Origin of the sequence: Cellulomonas marina (genome assembly GCF_900111925.1) — a bacterium.
In the GTDB taxonomy this organism is placed as follows: Bacteria; Actinomycetota; Actinomycetes; order Actinomycetales; family Cellulomonadaceae; genus Cellulomonas; species Cellulomonas marina.
On sequence record NZ_FOKA01000002.1, the window covers coordinates 239,380 to 257,652 of the forward strand.

Annotated in this window: 15 protein-coding genes; 13 read left to right on the forward strand and 2 right to left on the reverse strand. The window is 75.8% G+C overall.

What is annotated here, in order from left to right; translation table 11 throughout:
• Positions 1-90 precede the first annotated feature (90 nt).
• Positions 91-1,473, forward strand: a complete 1,383-nt coding sequence (gene hisS / locus BM048_RS03645; RefSeq protein WP_090030874.1) for a histidine--tRNA ligase — start codon at positions 91-93, stop codon at positions 1,471-1,473.
• On the opposite strand, the gene BM048_RS03650 is transcribed toward hisS, so the two are convergent.
• The gene (locus BM048_RS03650) at positions 1,466-2,035 is read right to left on the reverse strand and encodes a TspO/MBR family protein (RefSeq protein WP_090030875.1); all 570 of its coding nucleotides are present in this window, start codon (positions 2,033-2,035) and stop codon (positions 1,466-1,468) included. The two genes, hisS and BM048_RS03650, sit on opposite strands and share 8 nt — an antisense overlap.
• Positions 2,036-2,090: 55 nt before the next feature.
• On the opposite strand from BM048_RS03650, the gene BM048_RS03655 reads away from it, so the two are divergent.
• The 3 genes from BM048_RS03655 to BM048_RS03665 all read left to right on the forward strand — a co-directional run bounded on the left by BM048_RS03655 (position 2,091) and on the right by BM048_RS03665 (position 5,435).
• Positions 2,091-2,714, forward strand: a complete 624-nt coding sequence (locus tag BM048_RS03655) for a hypothetical protein (protein ID WP_239078834.1) — start codon at positions 2,091-2,093, stop codon at positions 2,712-2,714.
• A 97-nt stretch (positions 2,715-2,811) separates the two neighbouring features.
• Entirely contained in the window at positions 2,812-4,653 is a 1,842-nt protein-coding gene (gene aspS / locus BM048_RS03660) for an aspartate--tRNA ligase (protein ID WP_090030876.1), read from the forward strand.
• Positions 4,650-5,435, forward strand: coding sequence for a GNAT family N-acetyltransferase (locus tag BM048_RS03665; RefSeq protein WP_090030877.1), 786 nt, complete (start codon positions 4,650-4,652; stop codon positions 5,433-5,435). The genes aspS and BM048_RS03665 overlap by 4 nt, the downstream gene beginning before the upstream one ends.
• Before the next feature lie 28 nt (positions 5,436-5,463).
• Here BM048_RS03665 and BM048_RS03670 read toward each other — a convergent pair whose 3' ends face one another.
• The gene (locus BM048_RS03670) at positions 5,464-7,707 is read right to left on the reverse strand and encodes an MMPL family transporter (RefSeq protein ID WP_090030878.1); all 2,244 of its coding nucleotides are present in this window, start codon (positions 7,705-7,707) and stop codon (positions 5,464-5,466) included.
• Positions 7,708-7,795: 88 nt separating this feature from the next.
• On the opposite strand from BM048_RS03670, the gene BM048_RS03675 reads away from it, so the two are divergent.
• The 9 genes from BM048_RS03675 to BM048_RS03715 all read left to right on the forward strand — a co-directional run bounded on the left by BM048_RS03675 (position 7,796) and on the right by BM048_RS03715 (position 18,273).
• Positions 7,796-9,223, forward strand: coding sequence for a replication-associated recombination protein A (locus BM048_RS03675; RefSeq protein WP_090030989.1), 1,428 nt, complete (start codon positions 7,796-7,798; stop codon positions 9,221-9,223).
• Between the two features lie 206 nt (positions 9,224-9,429).
• A complete protein-coding gene (rpsD, locus tag BM048_RS03680) occupies positions 9,430-10,056 on the forward strand; it encodes a 30S ribosomal protein S4 (protein ID WP_090030879.1) in 627 nt (208 codons plus the stop codon).
• 143 nt (positions 10,057-10,199) lie between these two features.
• Positions 10,200-10,640, forward strand: a complete 441-nt coding sequence (locus BM048_RS03685; RefSeq protein ID WP_090030880.1) for a DUF948 domain-containing protein — start codon at positions 10,200-10,202, stop codon at positions 10,638-10,640.
• On the forward strand, positions 10,637-10,996 hold the full coding sequence (locus BM048_RS03690; protein WP_239078833.1) for a hypothetical protein: 360 nt from the start codon (positions 10,637-10,639) through the stop codon (positions 10,994-10,996). Before BM048_RS03685 ends, BM048_RS03690 begins: the two co-directional genes overlap by 4 nt.
• Positions 10,997-11,107: 111 nt before the next feature.
• Positions 11,108-13,822 (forward strand): alanine--tRNA ligase, encoded by a 2,715-nt coding sequence (gene alaS, locus BM048_RS03695; RefSeq protein WP_090030881.1) that lies wholly within the window; start codon positions 11,108-11,110, stop codon positions 13,820-13,822.
• 104 nt (positions 13,823-13,926) lie between these two features.
• Positions 13,927-14,472, forward strand: a complete 546-nt coding sequence (gene ruvX / locus BM048_RS03700; RefSeq protein ID WP_425319170.1) for a Holliday junction resolvase RuvX — start codon at positions 13,927-13,929, stop codon at positions 14,470-14,472.
• Positions 14,435-15,604 (forward strand): endolytic transglycosylase MltG, encoded by a 1,170-nt coding sequence (gene mltG / locus BM048_RS03705; RefSeq protein WP_090030882.1) that lies wholly within the window; start codon positions 14,435-14,437, stop codon positions 15,602-15,604. The genes ruvX and mltG overlap by 38 nt, the downstream gene beginning before the upstream one ends.
• A 10-nt stretch (positions 15,605-15,614) precedes the next feature.
• Positions 15,615-16,496 carry a shikimate dehydrogenase gene (locus BM048_RS03710; protein ID WP_090030883.1) on the forward strand — a complete coding sequence of 294 codons (882 nt, stop codon included), beginning with the start codon at positions 15,615-15,617 and terminating at the stop codon, positions 16,494-16,496.
• Between the two features lie 103 nt (positions 16,497-16,599).
• A complete protein-coding gene (locus BM048_RS03715) occupies positions 16,600-18,273 on the forward strand; it encodes a GspE/PulE family protein (protein WP_090030884.1) in 1,674 nt (557 codons plus the stop codon).

Here is an 18,273-nt window from a genome sequence, read left to right on the forward strand (position 1 = left end):
CGGCCGCGCGCCGGGAGCGGGCGGCGGACCACGGGTCGCCGGGCCGACGCCGGTCACGGGCGTCGCGGCGCGTCTGCCACGATGTCCGCCATGGCCCGCCCCACCCCTCTGTCCGGCTTCCCCGAGTGGCTCCCGCAGGACCGCGTCGTCGAGCAGCACGTCCTCGCCACCCTGCGCCGGACCTTCGAGCTGCACGGGTTCGCGGGCATCGAGACCCGCGCGGTCGAGCCGCTGGAGCAGCTCCTGCGCAAGGGGGAGACCTCGAAGGAGGTCTACGTGCTGGGCCGGCTGCAGGAGACCGAGGCGGACGCCGCCGCCTCGCGGGAGGGCCGCCTCGGCCTGCACTTCGACCTCACCGTCCCCTTCGCGCGGTACGTGCTGGAGAACGCCGGGAAGCTCGCGTTCCCGTTCCGTCGGTACCAGGTGCAGAAGGTGTGGCGCGGGGAGCGTCCCCAGGACGGCCGCTTCCGCGAGTTCGTCCAGGCGGACATCGACGTCGTCGGCGCCGGGTCGCTGCCGTACCACTACGAGGTGGAGCTGCCGCTGGTCATCGCGGCGGCGTTCGCGGCGCTCGCCGAGGTCGGGGTGCCCCCTGTGCGGATCCTCGTCAACAACCGCAAGGTCGCCGAGGGCTTCTACCGCGGGCTGGGCCTGGACGACGTCGAGGCCGTCCTGCGCAGCATCGACAAGCTGGACAAGATCGGCCCCGACGCGGTGGCCGCGCTGCTCGTCGCGGAGGCGGGGGCCGACGAGGTGCAGGCGCGCGCGTGCCTGGAGCTCGCGGCGGTGCACGGCTCCGACGCGGGCGTGGTCGACGAGGTGCGCGCGCTGGCGGCCCGGCACGGCGTCGTCTCGGAGCTGCTCGACGAGGGCCTCGCAGAGCTGGGCGCGCTCGTCACCGCCGCGGCCCGGCGCGCACCCGGCGTCGTGGTGGCGGACCTCAAGATCGCGCGCGGGCTCGACTACTACACCGGGTCGGTCTACGAGACGGTGCTCGTCGGCCACGAGGCGCTGGGGTCCGTGTGCTCGGGCGGCCGCTACGACACCCTCGCCTCCGACGGGGCGACGACCTATCCCGGCGTCGGGCTGTCGGTCGGCGTCTCGCGGCTGGTGAGCCGACTGCTGTCGGCCGGGCTGGTGCGCGCGACGCGCGGGGTGCCGACGGCCGTGCTCGTCGCGGTGGCGGAGGAGGAGCAGCGGGAGCGCTCCGAGACCGTGGCGGGCGCGCTGCGCGCCCGCGGCATCCCGGTCGAGGTGGCCCCGAGCGCCGCGAAGTTCGGCAAGCAGATCCGGCACGCCGACCGGAGGGGCATCCCCTTCGTCTGGTTCCCGGGCACCGGGGGCGCCGCCGACGAGGTCAAGGACATCCGCTCGGGGGAGCAGGTCCCCGCGGACGCCGCCGTGTGGTCGCCGCCGGCGGAGGACCTGCACCCGCGCGTGGTGCCGGCCGGTCCGGCGCCTGACGTCAGTTGAGGACGGCGATGCCCGCGTTGAGGGTCGTGGCGTAGGCGACCCACGCCAGGTACGGCACGAGCAGCCAGGCGGCCGGCGTGCTGTGCCGACGGAACGCGGCGATGGTCGCGGCGATGAGCACGGCCAGCGCCACGATGATCGCCAGCGCGACCCACGGCAGACGGCCGTTGAAGAACACGGGCGTCCACGCGGCGTTGAGGGCGAGCTGCGCGCCGTAGAGCGTCCACGCGCCCTTCGCGTCCGCGAAGCCCGACCGCCGCCACACGAGCCACGCCGCCACGGCCATCGAGACGTACAGGAAGGACCACACCGGCCCGAAGACCTCGTTCGGCGGGTTCCAGGCCACCTTCTGGGCGTCGGCGTACCAGCCGTCGACGGCACCCTGCGTCGAGACGCCGCCGAGGCCCCCGACGAGGAGGTTGAGGGCGATCAGGCCGCCGAGCACGCCCCACGACCCCGGGCCGGACCGCGCCTCGCCCGATCGGCTCCTCGCAGGACGGGCGGCGCGGGCACGGGCGGCGAGGGGGACGGCGCGGGCTGGACCGTCGGCGGTGGTGTGCATGCACCGACCGTGGCCCGGGGCGTGCCCGTCGGCAACCGGGGCTAGCCTCGCGCGCGTGGACGCATCCGAGGGTCGCCGGCGGTTCGCCGGGCACATCGCCGGGATGGGCAGCACATCGGGCGTGCGCGTCGTCGTCGGCCGCTGGCTGCGCACGCCGCTGGGGTCCTTCGCCGACGCGATGGTCGAGGACGCCGCCGGGCGGCGGACCCTCGTCGTGCCGCGGGACGACGTGCGCGAGGTCATCGCGGGCGTCTACGGGTTCGACGAGGTCGTCCGCACGCCCGTGCGCGTCCGGACGGACCCGGTCCGCCGCACGTGGACCCTCGACGCCGGACCCCTGCAGCTCGCGCTGACCGTGGGGGAGAGGACCGCGCTGGGCACGCTGCTGCGCCTCGTCCCGCCGGCCGTCGCGGCCTCGACGGCGTTCGCGACGGCGGTCGACCCCGTCGCCCGGCGTGTGCTGCCCGGGGTGCGGACGCGCGGCGTGTCCGGCGGGCGCACCGAGTGGTACGGCGCCCTCGACCAGCACGCCCTCGTCGCGCTCGACGGGTCCTGGGAGGGCGTCCCTCTCGGGCGGCTCGCGGACGTCGACCCGCCCGTGCGGTTCGGCTTCTCGTCCACGCCGCGCCGGCCGAGCGTCACGCGCGTCGTCACGACGATCGGCCCGCCGCACCGCTGACCGGCGCGCCCGGGCCGCACCGCCACGCCGATACGATCGACGCCGACGCGTCCCTGCGAGGACGTGCCAGCCCCCCGCACCGACCGAAGGACCTCCCGTGCTGCGCACCCACACCGCCGGCTCCCTGCGCGCCGAGCACATCGGCACCACCGTGACCCTCACCGGGTGGGTGGACCGCCGGCGCGACCACGGGGGCGTGGCCTTCGTCGACCTGCGGGACGCCTCCGGCATCGCGCAGGTCGTGATCCGCGACGAGGCCGTCGCCCACGGGCTGCGCGCGGAGTACGTCCTGCAGGTCACGGGCGAGGTCGGCCGCCGCCCCGCGGGCAACGAGAACCCGCACCTGGCCACGGGCGAGGTCGAGGTGACGGCGACCGAGGTCGTCGTGCTCAACGAGTCGGCCTCGCTCCCGTTCCAGGTGTCGACCGCGCTCGACGAGCCCGTCGGCGAGGAGGCGCGCCTGCGCCACCGCTACCTCGACCTGCGCCGGCCCGCCCCGGCGCGCGCCCTGCGCCTGCGCGCGAAGGCCAACGCCGCCGCCCGCGCGGTGCTGGACGCGCAGGACTTCGTCGAGGTCGAGACGCCGACCCTCACCCGGTCCACGCCGGAGGGCGCCCGCGACTTCGTCGTGCCCGCCCGCCTCGCGCCGGGCTCCTGGTACGCCCTGCCGCAGTCGCCGCAGCTGTTCAAGCAGCTGCTCATGGTGGCCGGCATGGAGCGCTACTACCAGATCGCGCGCTGCTACCGCGACGAGGACTTCCGCGCCGACCGCCAGCCCGAGTTCACGCAGCTCGACGTGGAGATGAGCTTCGTCGACCAGGACGACGTCATCGCGCTCGGCGAGCAGGTGCTCGTCGCGCTGTGGAAGCTCATCGACGTCGAGATCCCGACGCCCATCGCCCGCATGACCTACGCCGACGCGATGGCGCGGTACGGCAGCGACAAGCCCGACCTGCGCTTCGGCCTCGAGCTGACGGACCTCACGTCCTACTTCGCGGGCACGCCCTTCCGCGTCTTCCAGGCGCCCTACGTCGGCGCGGTCGTGCAGCCCGGCGGCGCCGCGACCCCGCGCCGCGGCTTCGACGCGTGGCAGGAGTGGGCCAAGCAGCGCGGGGCCAAGGGCCTGGCGTACGTGACGATCGCCGAGGACGGCACGCTGGCCGGTCCCGTCGCCAAGAACATCACCGAGGAGGAGCGGGCCGGGCTCGCGGCCGCCGTCGGCGCCTCGCCCGGGGACGCGGTGTTCTTCGCCGCCGGGTCGGCGTCCTCGGCCCGGGCGCTGCTCGGCGCCGCGCGCCTCGAGATCGGGCGGCGCGGCGGGCTGCTCGACGAGAGCGCGTGGTCCTTCGTGTGGGTCGTCGACGCGCCGCTGTTCAAGCCCACGGGCGAGGACGACGACGTCGCGGTCGGCGCCGGTGCGTGGACCGCGGTCCACCACGCCTTCACCTCCCCGACCCCGGAGTGGGTCGACCGCTTCGAGGAGTCGCCGGGCGAGGCCCTGGCGTACGCCTACGACATCGTCTGCAACGGCAACGAGATCGGCGGCGGGTCCATCCGTATCCACCGCCGAGACGTCCAGACCCGCGTCTTCGAGGTCATGGGCATCGGCCCGGAGGAGGCGCAGGAGAAGTTCGGCTTCCTGCTCGACGCGTTCGCCTTCGGCGCCCCGCCGCACGGCGGCATCGCCTTCGGCTGGGACCGCATCGTCGCGCTGCTGGCGGGCTCGGAGTCGATCCGCGACGTCATCGCCTTCCCCAAGTCCGGCGGCGGCTACGACCCGCTGACCGGCGCGCCGGCGCCCATCACGGCCCAGCAGCGCAAGGAGGCGGGGGTCGACGCGCGTCCGCCGGCGCCGGGCGGCGGCCGGGCGGGCAGCACGGACGGCAGCACGGACGACAGCACCGACGGCGGGGCGGCGGGCGGCGCCCCGGCGGCGTGAGCGTGCGGTCCGGGACGGGGCCGGACCTGCTCGACGAGGTGCCGGCCGCCTGGCGGGCCGACCCGATGCTCGTGCAGCGCCGCCAGGAGTGGCTCGGCAGCCGGGTGACGGGTGACGGCGCCGCGGTGGTGGTGACGTCGCCGGCGCCGCACCGCGTGACGGCGCTGGGCGACCCGGCGGCGGTGGCGGTGCTGGCGCCCGCGGCCCTGGCGGACCTCGCGCCGGGCTCGGTCGCCGTGCTGACGGTCCCGCGCGGGACGGAGCTGCCGGCGGCCGCGCTCGAGCGGGCGGGCGTGGGCCCGTCGTCGACCTGGGACTGGATGCTCACCGACGGTCCGGCGCCCGCACCGCCCGCGCACGTCGCCGTCCGTCCCCTCGACCCGGCCGCCGACGCCGACGCCGTCCGCGCGTGCCTGCAGGAGGCGAACCCGCGCAGCACGGCCGACCCGCTGGCGCCCGGCACGGCTGGCTGGTGGGGCGTCGAGGGGCCCGAGGGCACGCTCGACGCCGTGGTCGGCGCCGAGCGCCGCCCCGGGCCCGGGGCCCGCGAGACGTGGCACCTGCACGGGCTCGGCGTGCGGCCGCACCGGCGCCGGGGCGGCCTGGGCAGCGCGCTCACGGCGGCCGCCACGCGCGACGCCCTCGCCGCGGGCGCCGCGTTCGTCTCGCTGGGCCTGTACGCCGACAACGACGCCGCCCGGCGCGTCTACGAGCGGCTCGGCTTCCGCACGCACGCGCGCTTCGCGAGCCTGCGGCCGGTGCCCGCTCCGGGCTGCGCCTGACGGGCCTCTCGTCGCCCGTCCACCGCCATCAGTCCCGCAGCCCCAGCCGGGCGTGCAGGCGCTGCAGCGGGCGCGGCGCCCACCAGTTCCACCGGTCGAGCAGCGTCATCGTGGCCGGCACCAGCAGCAGCCGCACCACCGTGGCGTCGACGAGCACGGCGACGGCCAGGGCGAACCCCACCTGCTTGATGACGACGAGCTGCCCCGCGACGAACCCCGCGAAGACGACGACGATGATGGCGGCGGCCGACGTGATGATCCGCCCGGAGCGCTGCAGGCCGCGCCGGACGGCCTCGTCGGTGGGCACGCCCTCGTCGTGCAGCTCCGCGACGCGCGAGAGCAGGAAGACCTCGTAGTCCATCGCCAGCCCGAAGGCGAACGCGATGACCAGCGCCAGCACGTAGGTCTCGACGCCGCCCGTCGGGGTGAAGCCGAGCAGGTCGGCCCCGTGCCCCTCGCCGAAGACCCAGACGAGGACGCCGAGCGACGCCGCGATCGACAGCGCGTTGGTCAGCAGCGCCTTGACCGGGATGACGACGGACCCGGTCATGAGGAACAGCAGCACGAGCGTGGCCAGCGCGACGACGAGCGCGGCCGCCCCCGCCCGCTCGGCCAGCGCCGCCGTGAAGTCCACCTGCGCCGCGGCCTGCCCGAGCGTCCACGTCTCGAAGGGCGCCTCGACGGCGCGCACCTCGCGCACCACCTCGACGGCAGCCGGCCCGCCCGGGTCCGCCGCCTCCGGCCGCACGCCGACGAGCACGAGCGAGCCCGAGGGGACGGGCGGGTCGACGGAGGCGACCCCGGGCAGGTCGGCCAGCCCCTCGGCCCACGGCTGCGCCTCCTCCAGCGTGGCCCGGGCGACGACGGTCACGGCGGGGGAGCTCGACCCCGGGTACTCCTCCGCCAGCGTCTCGACGAAGGTGCGCTGCGTGCTCGACGCGGGCAGCAGCTCGGTGCCGGAGATGCGCAGCTGCAGGCCGAGCACGGGCAGGGCGAGCACGACGAGCAGCGCGAGCGACCCCAGCAGGACGAGCAGGGGCCGGCGCTGCACCCGCCGGGCCAGCGCGGAGAAGCCGCCCTCGTCGCGCTGCACGTCCGAGGCGCGCGCGAGCACGGCACGCAGCACCGGCACGCGCGTGAGCGGCCCGGGCCGCGCCAGCCGCCGCCCCGACAGCGCGAGCAGCGCCGGGACCAGCGTGAGCGCCGTGGCCACGGCGACGAGCACCACGGCGACGCCCGCGACGCCGATGGCGCGCAGGATCGTCGGACGGAACAGCAGCAGGCCGCTGATCGCGATCGCGACGGTCAGCGCCGAGAACGCGACCGTGCGACCCGCCGTGGCCATCGTCCGCTCGACCGCCGCGGCGACGAGCGCGTCGTGCCGCCGCCGGCGTGCCGCGCCCGCGGACGCGCCGTCGAGCCGCCGGTGCAGCTCCTCGCGGTACCGCGACACGACGAGCAGCCCGTAGTCGATGGACAGCCCGAGGCCCATGACGGTCACGACGTTGACGACGGAGGCGTCGACGTCGAGCACGTAGGAGAAGGCGAGCAGCGTCCCGAGCCCGCCCGCGATGGCCGCCAGCGCGCCCGCCATGGGCATCGCCGCGGCCAGGAACCCCCCGAAGACGAGGACCATGACGACGAGCGCGACCGGCAGCGCGACGGCCTCGCCCGTGCGCAGGTCCTCCTCGACCTGGTCCGTGATGTCCTCCACCACGAGGCTCGGCCCGCCCACGAGGCCCGTCGCCCCCGGGGCGGCGTCCCCGAGCTGCGCGGGCACCGCCGCGAGCCGGTCGGCGACCGTGTCGAGGGCCGCCTCGCGCCGGTCGTCGGTCAGGCCGGGCTCGAGCTCGACGACGACGAGGAACCCGTCGCCCGCCTGCGACAGCAGGGGTGCGGCCGCCGGGTCCGCCGCCCCGCCGGGCAGCACGAACGGGTCGATGACGCCCGCGACGCCGGGCACCGCCACGAGGCCCTCGCGCACGGGCGCGAGCGCGGCCGCCAGGCCCGGGGCGGCGGGGTCGACGTCCTGCACGACGAGCGTGAGGGAGGCGGCGTCCGGGGACGACGCCGCGAGGACCTCCTCACCCGCCGTGCTCTCGCTGCCCGGCACGCCGGGCGAACCCGTGGAGAGCCGGTCGAAGAGCGTCTCGCCGTGGACGCCGCCGACGGCGAGGGCCGCGGCCAGCGCGGTCAGCACCACCCAGACGACGACCGTCGTGCGCGGGTGGTGGGCGACGGCGCGGCCGAGGCGGGCGAACACGGCGGTCATGCTGCCACGGGGCTGCGCGGCGGGCGCCGGGACGTCGGCGCCGGCTGTCCCGGCGGGGATGTCGGCGGCCCTGCGTAGGCTCGCCCGCGTGGACCTCTTCGACGCGCTGGCGACGAGCGCCGTGGGCGTGCCCGCGCCCTCGGCGGCCGCGCCCCTCGCGGTCCGCATGCGTCCCCGCACGCTCGACGAGGTGGCCGGCCAGGACCACCTGCTCGTCCCCGGCTCGCCGTTGCGCCGGCTCGTGGAGCCCGCGGCGCCGGGCCGGGCGCAGCCCTCGTCGGTGGTGCTGTGGGGTCCGCCGGGCACGGGCAAGACGACGCTGGCCTACCTCGTCGCCGCGACGTCGGGCCGTCGCTTCGTCGAGCTGTCGGCCGTCACCGCGGGCGTCAAGGACGTGCGCGGCGTGGTCGAGGACGCCCGGCGCCGCCTGACCGCGGACGGGTCCGAGACCGTGCTGTTCGTCGACGAGGTGCACCGCTTCACCAAGAGCCAGCAGGACGCGCTGCTGCCCAGCGTCGAGAACCGGTGGGTGACCCTCGTGGCCGCCACGACGGAGAACCCGTCGTTCTCCGTCAACGCCCCGCTGCTGTCGCGGTCGCTGCTGCTGACCCTGCGCCCCCTCGACGACGAGCAGGTCCGTCGGCTCGTGCGCCGGGCCGTGGCCGACGAGCGCGGGCTGGGCGGGGCCGTGGCGCTCACGGACGAGGCGGAGGCCCAGCTGCTGCGCATGGCGGGCGGCGACGCGCGCAAGGCCCTCACGGTGCTGGAGGCCGCCGCCGGCGCGGTCCTGGCCGACGCGCCGGCGCCGGTGACGGTGGCCGACGACGGCCGGGGCGCCGACCGGACCGGCGACGCGCCGCGGCCGGTCGAGGTGGACCTGGCCGCGGTGGAGCGCGCCGTGGACGTGGCCGCCGTGCGCTACGACCGCGACGGCGACCAGCACTACGACGTCATCAGCGCCTTCATCAAGTCGATGCGCGGCTCGGACGTCGACGCCGCGCTGCACTACCTGGCGCGCATGGTCGCCGCGGGGGAGGACCCCCGGTTCATCGCCCGGCGCATCGTCATCGCGGCCTCGGAGGAGGTGGCCATGGCCGACCCGAGCGCCCTGCAGACGGCTGTCGCCGCCGCCCAGGCGGTCCAGCTCATCGGCATGCCGGAGGGGGCCATCGTGCTGGCCCAGGCCGTCGTCCACGTCGCGACCGCGCCCAAGTCGAACGCCTCCTACCAGGGGCTGAACCGCGCGCTGGCGGACGTGCGCGCGGGACGGATCGGACCCGTGCCGCCGCACCTGCGCGACGCCCACTACGCCGGGGCCCGCGCGCTGGGCCACGGGCAGGGCTACGTCTACGCCCACGACGAGCCGCACGCCGTCGCCCGGCAGACCTACCTGCCCGAGGTGCTCGACGGCGCGCGGTACTACGAGCCGAGCGACCGGGGGTACGAGCGGCAGGTGTCCGACCGCCTCGCGCGCATCCGGCAGATCCTGGCGGGGGGCACCCCGGGCACCGTGTAGTCCCAGGCACCGTGTAGTCTTGACCGGTTCGTGCGGCGGGTCCTGCCCGCCCACGGCCCCTGGGGTCTCAGCCCGCGCACGGTCCCACCTCCCGCCCTCCGCTCCACGTCGGACGGGGACGGGTGTGCGCGCACGGTCGGCCCCACGCCCGCGTCCCTCGGACGGCCGCGGGTGTGACGTCCCACGACAGGAAGAGCAGCACACCCATGAGCAGCGTCACCCGCTCGCGCCGCCAGGTCCGCCTGAGCCGCGCCCTCGGCCTGGCCCTCACGCCGAAGGCCGTCAAGCACTTCGAGAAGCGCCCCTACCCGCCCGGCGAGCACGGCCGCGCGCGTCGTCGCACCGAGTCCGACTACGCCGTCCGGCTGCGCGAGAAGCAGCGCCTGCGCGCGCAGTACGCGCTGCGGGAGAAGCAGCTCGCCCGTGCGTACGAGGCCGCCCGCAAGGCCCCGGGCCTGACCGGTGAGGCGCTCGTCGAGGACCTCGAGACGCGTCTGGACGCCCTGGTGCTGCGCGCCGGGTTCGCCCGCACGATCCTCCAGGCCCGCCAGGTCGTCGTCCACCGCCACGTGCTCGTCGACGGCAAGATCGTCGACCGCCCGTCCTTCCGCGTGACGGAGGGCCAGACCCTCCAGATCAAGCCGAAGAGCCAGACGACGACGCCGTTCCAGGTCGCCGCCGCCGGCGCGCACCGCGACGTGCTGCCGACGCTCCCCGGCTACCTCGACGTCCAGCTCGAGAAGCTCACCGCCACGCTGGTGCGCCGCCCGAAGCGCGCCGAGGTCCCCGTGACCTGCGAGGTCCAGCTCGTCGTCGAGTACTACGCCCGCTGACGCGAGCCGTCCCGGCACCTCCGACGCCCCGTCCGCGCGCTGCGCGGGCGGGGCGTCGTCGTGCGTCCGCCGCCCGGCCGCCGGGTAGGGTCGGTCCGTCGCAGCCTGAGCACCACCACCAGCACCACCAGGAGGAGCACGTCATGTCGGTCGGGGACATCGCAGGCCTGCTGGCGGCGATCGCGTTCGTCGTGCTCGTCGCCATGCTCGGCATGGTCCTCACGAAGGTCGGCCGCGTCGTCGACGGGCTGCGCGACTCCCTGCGCGAGGTGACCGACCACGCCCTGCCCGTCATCGACGAGGCCGCGGGCGTCATCGCGTCGACCAACGCCCAGCTCGGCAAGGTCGACACCGTCACGACGTCGGCGGCCCAGGTCTCGGAGAACGTCTCGGCGCTCACCGCGCTCGTCGCGGCGACGGTCGGCACGCCGCTCATCAAGGTCGCCTCCTTCTCGTACGCCGCACGGCGCGCGCTGGCCACGCTGCTCGAGCGCGCAGGTGGCCCTGCCGCCGGTGGGCCCGCCGCCGCGCCGCGACCGGCCGCCGGTGGTGCCACCGCGGCCACTGCGGGGACGCGGTCGTGATCCGCGGCCTGCTGTGGGCCGGGGCCGGCGCCGTGGCGACCGTCGTGGTCGCGCGCCGCGCCCGCGCTGCCGTCGACGCCCACGTCCCGCCGGCCGCGCGCGACGTGCTGCGCGACGTCAGCCGCTGGTCCGCGGCCCTCGAGCTGGCTCGCGAGGACTTCGCGGTCGCCCTCGCCGAGCGCGAGGAGGAGCTCAAGGCCCGGCTCCTCGGCGACACGGACGTCGACGCCCTGCGCCGGCAGCGCCGCGACCGGCAGGCCGTCGGCGCCGGGGCGCCCGGGCGGCGCGGTCGCGCCGGCTGGTCCGACGCCCCGACCGACGACCCCGACGACGACGACCGGTACCCCTTCTTCTGACCGTCCCGCGTCGACCGGCCACCGCCACGACGACGCCGCGACGACGCCCCGCCGTCACGCCGACGGCTGATGACGCCCCGCCACGCCCGACCCCTGACGACGAGGACCCCCATGCGCACCGCCGACGTCCGCCAGCGCTGGCTCGACTACTTCGCGAGCAAGGAGCACGCCGTCGTGCCCTCCGTGCCGCTCATCTCGCCCGACCCGTCGATCCTCTTCACGATCGCCGGGATGGTGCCGTTCATCCCCTACATCCTCGGCACCCAGCAGGCACCCTGGCCGCGGGCCGCGAGCGTGCAGAAGTGCATCCGCACGAACGACATCGAGAACGTCGGCCGCACGACCCGGCACGGCACGTTCTTCCAGATGAACGGCAACTTCTCCTTCGGCGACTACTTCAAGCAGGGCGCTGTCGAGCTCGCGTGGGAGCTCATCACGACACCGGTCGAGCGCGGCGGCTACGGTCTCGACGGCGACCGCATCTGGGTGACGACGTGGGACCAGGACGCCGAGGCGTGGGACGCCCTCGCGAGCGTCGGGGTCGACCCGAAGCACGTCGTGCGGCTACCGCGCGAGCAGATCTTCTGGGACACCGGCCAGCCCGGCCCCGCCGGCCCCTGCGCGGAGTTCCACTACGACCGCGGCCCCGAGTACGGGCCCGAGGCGGTGGGCGGCACCGTCGACCCGGGCGGCGACCGCTACCTCGAGTTCTGGAACCTCGTCTTCGACCAGTACGTCCGCGGCGAGGGGACCGGCAAGGACTACCCGCTCCTGGGGGAGCTCGACCAGAAGGCGATCGACACCGGCGCCGGGCTCGAGCGGCTGGCGTTCCTGCTGCAGGGCAAGCAGAACATCTACGAGATCGACGAGGTCTTCCCCGTCATCGAGCGGGTGCAGGAGATCACGGGCCGTCGCTACGGCGCCGACGAGGAGCAGGACGTGCGCATGCGCGTCGTGGCCGACCACGTGCGCTCGAGCCTCATGCTCGTCGGCGACGGCGTGCGCCCGTCGAACGAGGGCCGCGGGTACGTGCTGCGCCGCCTGCTGCGCCGCACGGTCCGCTCCATGCGCCTCCTCGGCGTCGACGAGGCGGTGCTGCCCTCGCTGCTGCCCGTCAGCCGGGACGCGATGAGCCCGTCCTACCCCGAGGTGGCGACGGACTTCGACCGGATCTCCGGCGTCGTCTACGGGGAGGAGGACGCCTTCCTGCGCACGCTGACCTCCGGCACGACGATCCTCGAGGGCGCCGTGCGGAAGGCCCAGGAGGCGCCGGCGGCGACCGGTCCGCTGCTGTCGGGCGAGCAGGCCTTCGCGCTGCACGACACGTACGGCTTCCCGATCGACCTCACGCTGGAGATGGCCTCCGAGCACGGCGTCGCGGTCGACGAGACCGCGTTCCGCACGCTCATGGCGGAGCAGCGGTCCCGGGCGCGCGCGGACGCGCTCGCCAAGAAGACCGGCCACGCGGACACCTCCGCCTACCGCGACCTGCACGGCGAGCTGTCCGCGGCGGCGGGGGCGGACGGCGCGCCCGTGCGCTTCGTCGGGTACACCGACGCGACCGCGAGCTCCACGGTCGTGGGCCTGCTCGTCGACGGCGTCCCGGCGCCGACCGCGACGGCCCCCGCCGACGTGGAGGTCGTGCTCGACGTGACGCCGTTCTACGCGGAGTCCGGCGGCCAGCTCGCCGACCAGGGCACCATCGCGCTCGAGGGTGGCGCCCTCGTCGAGGTCGACGACGTGCAGGCGCCGATCAAGGGCCTGTCCGTGCACCGCGGGCGGCTGGTCGACGGCACGCTGACGCTCGGCGAGCGCGGTGTGGCCCAGATCGACACGGCCCGCCGCGGCGCGATCGCGCGCGCGCACACGGCCACGCACATGGTCCACAAGGCGCTGCGCGAGGCGCTGGGCGACCAGGCGACGCAGGCGGGGTCCGAGAACGCGCCCAGCCGCGTCCGCTTCGACTTCCGCTCGGGCGCAGCCGTGCCGGCCGGGGCGCTGGCGGAGATCGAGGAGCGGGTCAACAGCCGGCTCCAGGACGACCTCGAGGTCACCGACGCCGTCATGCCGATCGACGAGGCGCGCGCGCTCGGCGCGATGGCGCTCTTCGGCGAGAAGTACGGCAACCGGGTCCGCGTCGTGTCCGTGGGCGGGGACTGGTCGCGCGAGCTCTGCGCGGGCACGCACGTCGGCCGCTCGGGCGAGATCGGGCTGGTGACGCTGCTCGGCGAGTCCTCGATCGGGTCGGGCGTGCGTCGCGTCGACGCGCTCGTCGGGGCGGGTGCCTACGGCTACCAGGCGAAGGAGCGGGCGCTCGTCGGGCAGCTCTCGGGCCTGCTCGGCGCGCGGCCGGACGACCTGGCCGACCGGGTCTCGTCCCTCGTCACGCGGCTGAAGGACGCGGAGAAGGAGCTCGCGGCGCTGCGCCAGGCGCAGGTGCTGGCCCAGGCCGGCGCCCTGGCGGCGGGGGCGGTCGAGGTCGGGGGCCTGCGCGTCGTCACGCACGACGCGGGCGAGGTCTCCGGTGCCGACGACCTGCGCACCCTCGCGCTCGACGTGCGCTCGCGCCTCGGCGAGGCGGCGGGGACGGTCGTGGCCGTGGGCGGCGCCGCGAAGGGCCGGCCCGTGGTCGTCGTGGCGACGAACGCGGCCGCCCGGGCGGCCGGCGCGCGTGCCGGCGCGCTGGTGAAGGTCGCGTCGGGCGTGCTCGGCGGCGGCGGTGGCGGCAAGGACGACGTGGCGCAGGGCGGTGGCCAGGACACCTCGGCGCTGCCCGGCGCGCTGGTCGCCGTCGTCGACGCCGTGTCGGCGGGAGCCCGCTCCTGACGCCGACGCCCGCCGGGCCGGGGGAGGGCCTGCCCCGCGCCGCCCGGCTGGCCGTCGACGTCGGCACCGTCCGCGTCGGCCTGGCCGCGTCCGACCCCGACGGCATCGTCGCGACCCCGGTCGCGACGCTGCCGCGGGACGAGCGGGGCGCGGCCGACGTCGCCGCGGTCGTGGCCGAGGTGCGCGAGCGGGGTGCAGAGGTCGTGTACGTCGGGCTGCCGCGCCACCTGAACGGGTCGGAGGGTTCGTCGTCCGGCATGGCGCGCGCGTACGCTGAGGTGTTGGCGAGCGCCGTGGCCCCCGTGGCGGTGCGTCTCGTCGACGAGCGCATGAGCACCGTCTCGGCGCACCGGGCCCTGCGCGAGGCCGGCCGACCGGGCCGGCGGCAGCGGCAGGTGGTCGACCAGGCCGCCGCCGTGGTCATCCTCACGGGGGCCCTCGACACGGAACGTGCGACGGGACGGCGCGCCGGGCAGGCGGTCCGGCCGCGGCAGGGCAGCATCAGGACCGGCAGCACCGGGACGGGGAGCAGCAGCACCAGCACAGCCAGCACGAGCAGGCAGGGGGACGGGCCCGGGGCCCGGAGCAGCGCGGACGACCGGGAGACGCACGGTGGACGACGGCACGCAGGGCACGACGGTACGCAGTGACCCCAGGGACGGCTTCTTCGAGGCGGAGGAGCCGCTCGGGGAGCGGCGCAGCCGTGCCCGCGCGCGGGCGCAGGAGGCGCAGCGGCGCCGGCGTCGGCGGCGCTCGCTCGTGGTGGTCCTCGTCGTGCTGCTGCTCGTCGGCGGTGGCGCCTACGGCGTCTGGACGGTGCTGTCCGACGTCCGCGACGGCGGCTCGACGACCGCGGCGGTCGAGGACTACCCGGGTCCCGGCCGTCCGTCGGCGCAGGTGACGATCCCGGAGGGCGCCACCGGTGCGGACATGGGCCAGGTGCTGGCCGACGCCGGCGTGGTCGCCACGTCCCGCGCCTTCTCCACGGCGTACGCGGCGAACCCCGACGCGCAGGGCATCCAGCCCGGCACGTACAACCTCCTGCTCGAGATGCGGGCGACCGACGCCGTCGTCGCCCTGCTCAACCCGGCCAGCCGAGCGACGACACGGGTGACCGTGCCGGAGGGGCTCACGGTGCAGCAGGTGCTCACGCGGGTCTCCGAGATCACGACGATCCCGCTGGCCGACCTGCAGGCCGCCGCCGCCGACCCCGCCGCGATCGGTCTGCCGGCGGAGGCGGGCGGCGCCGTGGAGGGCTGGCTCTTCCCCGCGACCTACGAGGTGGCGCCGGACGCGACCGCCGCCGGGGTCCTCACGCAGATGGTCGGCAAGACGGTCTCGGTGCTCGACGGCCTCGGCGTCGCGGCGACCGACCGGCAGCGGGTCCTCACGATGGCCTCCGTCGCCGAGAAGGAGGTCAGCGACGTCGACGACTACGGCCGGGTGGCCCGGGTCATCCAGAACCGGCTCGACCGCGGTTGGCCGCTGGGCATGGACACCATCAACGCCTACGGCCTGGGCAAGTCGGCGATGGACCTCACGACCGCCGACTTCGAGAGCGATGACCCGTACAACTCCCGCCGGGTGCTCGGGCTGCCGCCGACCCCGATCTCCAACCCCGGCCAGGCCGCGATCGAGGCCGCGATCACGCCCGCCGAGGGCCCGTGGCTGTTCTTCATCACGGTGGACCTGGACACGGGCGAGACGATCTTCACCGACAGCAACGACGAGTTCCTGGCCGGCAAGGCGCAGTACCAGCAGTGGCTCGCCGAGAACAGCTGACGACGCCCGCATGACCGCACCAGGCTTGACCAGCCCCCGCCGGGCCGCGGTCGTCGGCCACCCCGTCGCGCACTCCCTGTCTCCGCTGCTCCACGGCACCGCCTACGCGGCGCTGGGGCTCGACGGCTGGCGCTACGACCGGCTCGACGTGCTGCCCGAGGACCTGCCGGCCCTCCTGGCCTCGCTCGACGACGGCTGGGCGGGCCTGTCCGTGACGATGCCCCACAAGCACGCGCTCCTCGACCTCGTCGACCACGTCGACCCGCTCGCGCGCGTGGTGGGCGCGGCCAACACGGTGCTGCTGCAGCCGGGTCGGACGCGCCCGCAGCTCGTCGCCCTCAACACCGACGTGCACGGGCTCGTGACGGCGCTGGCCGAGGGCCTCGGGACGGCCGACCGGGCCGACGGCCGTCGCGGCGTCGTGCTCGGCGGTGGCGCCACGGCGGCGTCCGCCCTGGCCGGGCTGGCGCAGCTCGGCGTCACGGAGGCGGACGTCGTCGTGCGCTCGCCCGGGCGCGCCGGAGCCCTGCTCCGGGCGGCCGAGCGGATGGGGCTGCACCCCCACCTGCGGGCCTGGAGCACGGCGACCGACCTGCTCCCGGCGGCGGACGTCGTCGTCTCGACGCTGCCCGCGCACGGCGCCGACGAGCTGGCCCAGGCCCTGGCGGCCGCCGCGGTCCCGTGCCGGGGGGTGCTGCTCGACTGCGCGTACGACCCGCGGCCGACGGCGCTCGGCACGGCCTGGAGCGCCGTGGGCGGCACCGCCGTGGGCGGGGAGCGCATGCTGCTGCACCAGGCGGTGGAGCAGGTACGGCTCATGACGGGCCGCCCGGCCCCGCTCGCGGTGATGGACGACGCCCTGACGCGTCACCTGGTCGGCACCGGCGCCTGATCTCGGCACCTCCGGCGGCACCGGTCCCTCAGGGACCGGGCCGTGCTGCCGATCGGCCGGACGGGTGGTCCGGAGCGGGCCGCGGGAGCGGCGAGGAGCGGACGTGAAGCAGCTCGGGGAGATCCTTCTCGAGGAAGGCCTCATCACCGAGGAGCAGCTGCTGCGTGCGCTCGACGAGCAGCTCGTGCGCGGCACGTCGCTCGGGCGCTCGCTCGTCGCGCAGGGTGTGCTGTCCGAGGGCGGGCTGACGCGGGCGCTGGCGCTGCAGGTCGGCATGACGTTCGTCGACCTCGACGGCTACCCGGTCGACCGCACGGCGGTGACCCTCGTGCCGGCCGCGCTGTGCCGGCGCTACACCGTGCTGCCGGTGGCGCTCGACGGGCTCTCGCTCGTGCTCGCCACCGCCGACCCCGGCAACGTCCTGGCCGTCGACGACGTCCGCGCGGTGTCCGGCCGTCCCGTCGTCACCGTCGTCGCCACCCACGACGACCTCGTCCGGGCGATCGACCGGTTCTGCCGCGCCGACGACGAGATCGAGGACCTCTCGTCGGCGTTCGAGGAGAGCCAGCGCGACCCGCAGGCCGACCTGTCGACGCTCGGGGACATGGTCGACGACGACGCGCCGATCGTCCGCTACGTCAACCTCCTCGTCACGCAGGCGATCACCGACCGCGCCTCCGACATCCACATCGAGCCGACCGAGCACGACCTGCGGGTGCGGTACCGCATCGACGGGGTGCTGCACGAGACGCAGCGCTCGCCGAAGTCGATCCAGGGCGGCGTCGTCTCGCGCGTGAAGATCATGGCCGACATCGACATCGCCGAGAAGCGCCGCCCCCAGGACGGGCGCATGTCGGTCACGCACCAGGGCCGGACCATCGACCTGCGCGTGGCGACGCTGCCCACCGTCTGGGGCGAGAAGATCGTCCTGCGGATCCTCGACAACTCCACGGCGAGCCTGGACCTGCGCGAGCTGTCCTTCCTCGACGACAACCTGCGGACCTACCGCTCGGCGTACACGAAGCCGTACGGGATGATCCTCGTCACCGGGCCGACCGGGTCCGGCAAGTCGACCACCCTCTACGCCACGCTCAACGCGGTCTCGCGGCCCGAGGTCAACGTCATCACCGTCGAGGACCCCGTGGAGTACCGGCTGCCGGGCATCAGCCAGGTGCAGGTGAACCCCAAGGCCGGCCTGACCTTCGCCGGTGCCCTGCGGTCCATCCTGCGGTCCGACCCGGACATCGTCCTGCTCGGCGAGATCCGCGACCACGAGACCGCGCAGATCGCGGTGGAGGCGGCGCTCACCGGCCACATGGTGCTCTCCACGCTGCACACGAACGACGCGCCGTCCGCCGTCGTCCGGCTCACGGAGATGGGCATCGAGCCCTTCCTCGTCGGGTCGGCGCTCGACGCCGTCGTCGCGCAGCGGCTCGCCCGGCGCCTCTGCGAGCGGTGCAAGGTGCCCTACGAGCCGACCGAGGCCGAGCTCGACGGCGCGCGCTTCCCGTGGTTGCCGGGCGAGCCGGTGCCGCTGCTGCACCGACCCGTCGGCTGCCCTGCGTGCTCCCGCACCGGGTACCGCGGGCGCATCGCGCTGCACGAGGTGATGACCGTCTCCGAGCGGATCGAGCTGCTGGCGGTGGCCCGCGCCTCGTCGGCGGAGATCACCGCCGCGGCGATGGCGGAGGGCATGCGGCCGCTGCGCGAGGACGGCTGGGAGAAGGTCGTGCGGGGGCTGACCTCGCTCGAGGAGATCCTGCGCGTCGTCGCCTGA

Bases quoted from the DNA above. Each gene is read 5' to 3' on its own strand.
- BM048_RS03685 (WP_090030880.1), top strand. From the start codon at position 10,200: ATGTCGGTCGGGGACATCGCAGGCCTGCTGGCGGCGATCGCGTTCGTC.
- BM048_RS03670 (WP_090030878.1), bottom strand. From the start codon at position 7,707: ATGACCGCCGTGTTCGCCCGCCTCGGCCGCGCCGTCGCCCACCACCCG.
- BM048_RS03650 (WP_090030875.1), bottom strand. From the start codon at position 2,035: ATGCACACCACCGCCGACGGTCCAGCCCGCGCCGTCCCCCTCGCCGCC.
- hisS (WP_090030874.1), top strand. From the start codon at position 91: ATGGCCCGCCCCACCCCTCTGTCCGGCTTCCCCGAGTGGCTCCCGCAG.
- alaS (WP_090030881.1), top strand. From the start codon at position 11,108: ATGCGCACCGCCGACGTCCGCCAGCGCTGGCTCGACTACTTCGCGAGC.
- BM048_RS03710 (WP_090030883.1), top strand. From the start codon at position 15,615: ATGACCGCACCAGGCTTGACCAGCCCCCGCCGGGCCGCGGTCGTCGGC.
- rpsD (WP_090030879.1), top strand. From the start codon at position 9,430: ATGAGCAGCGTCACCCGCTCGCGCCGCCAGGTCCGCCTGAGCCGCGCC.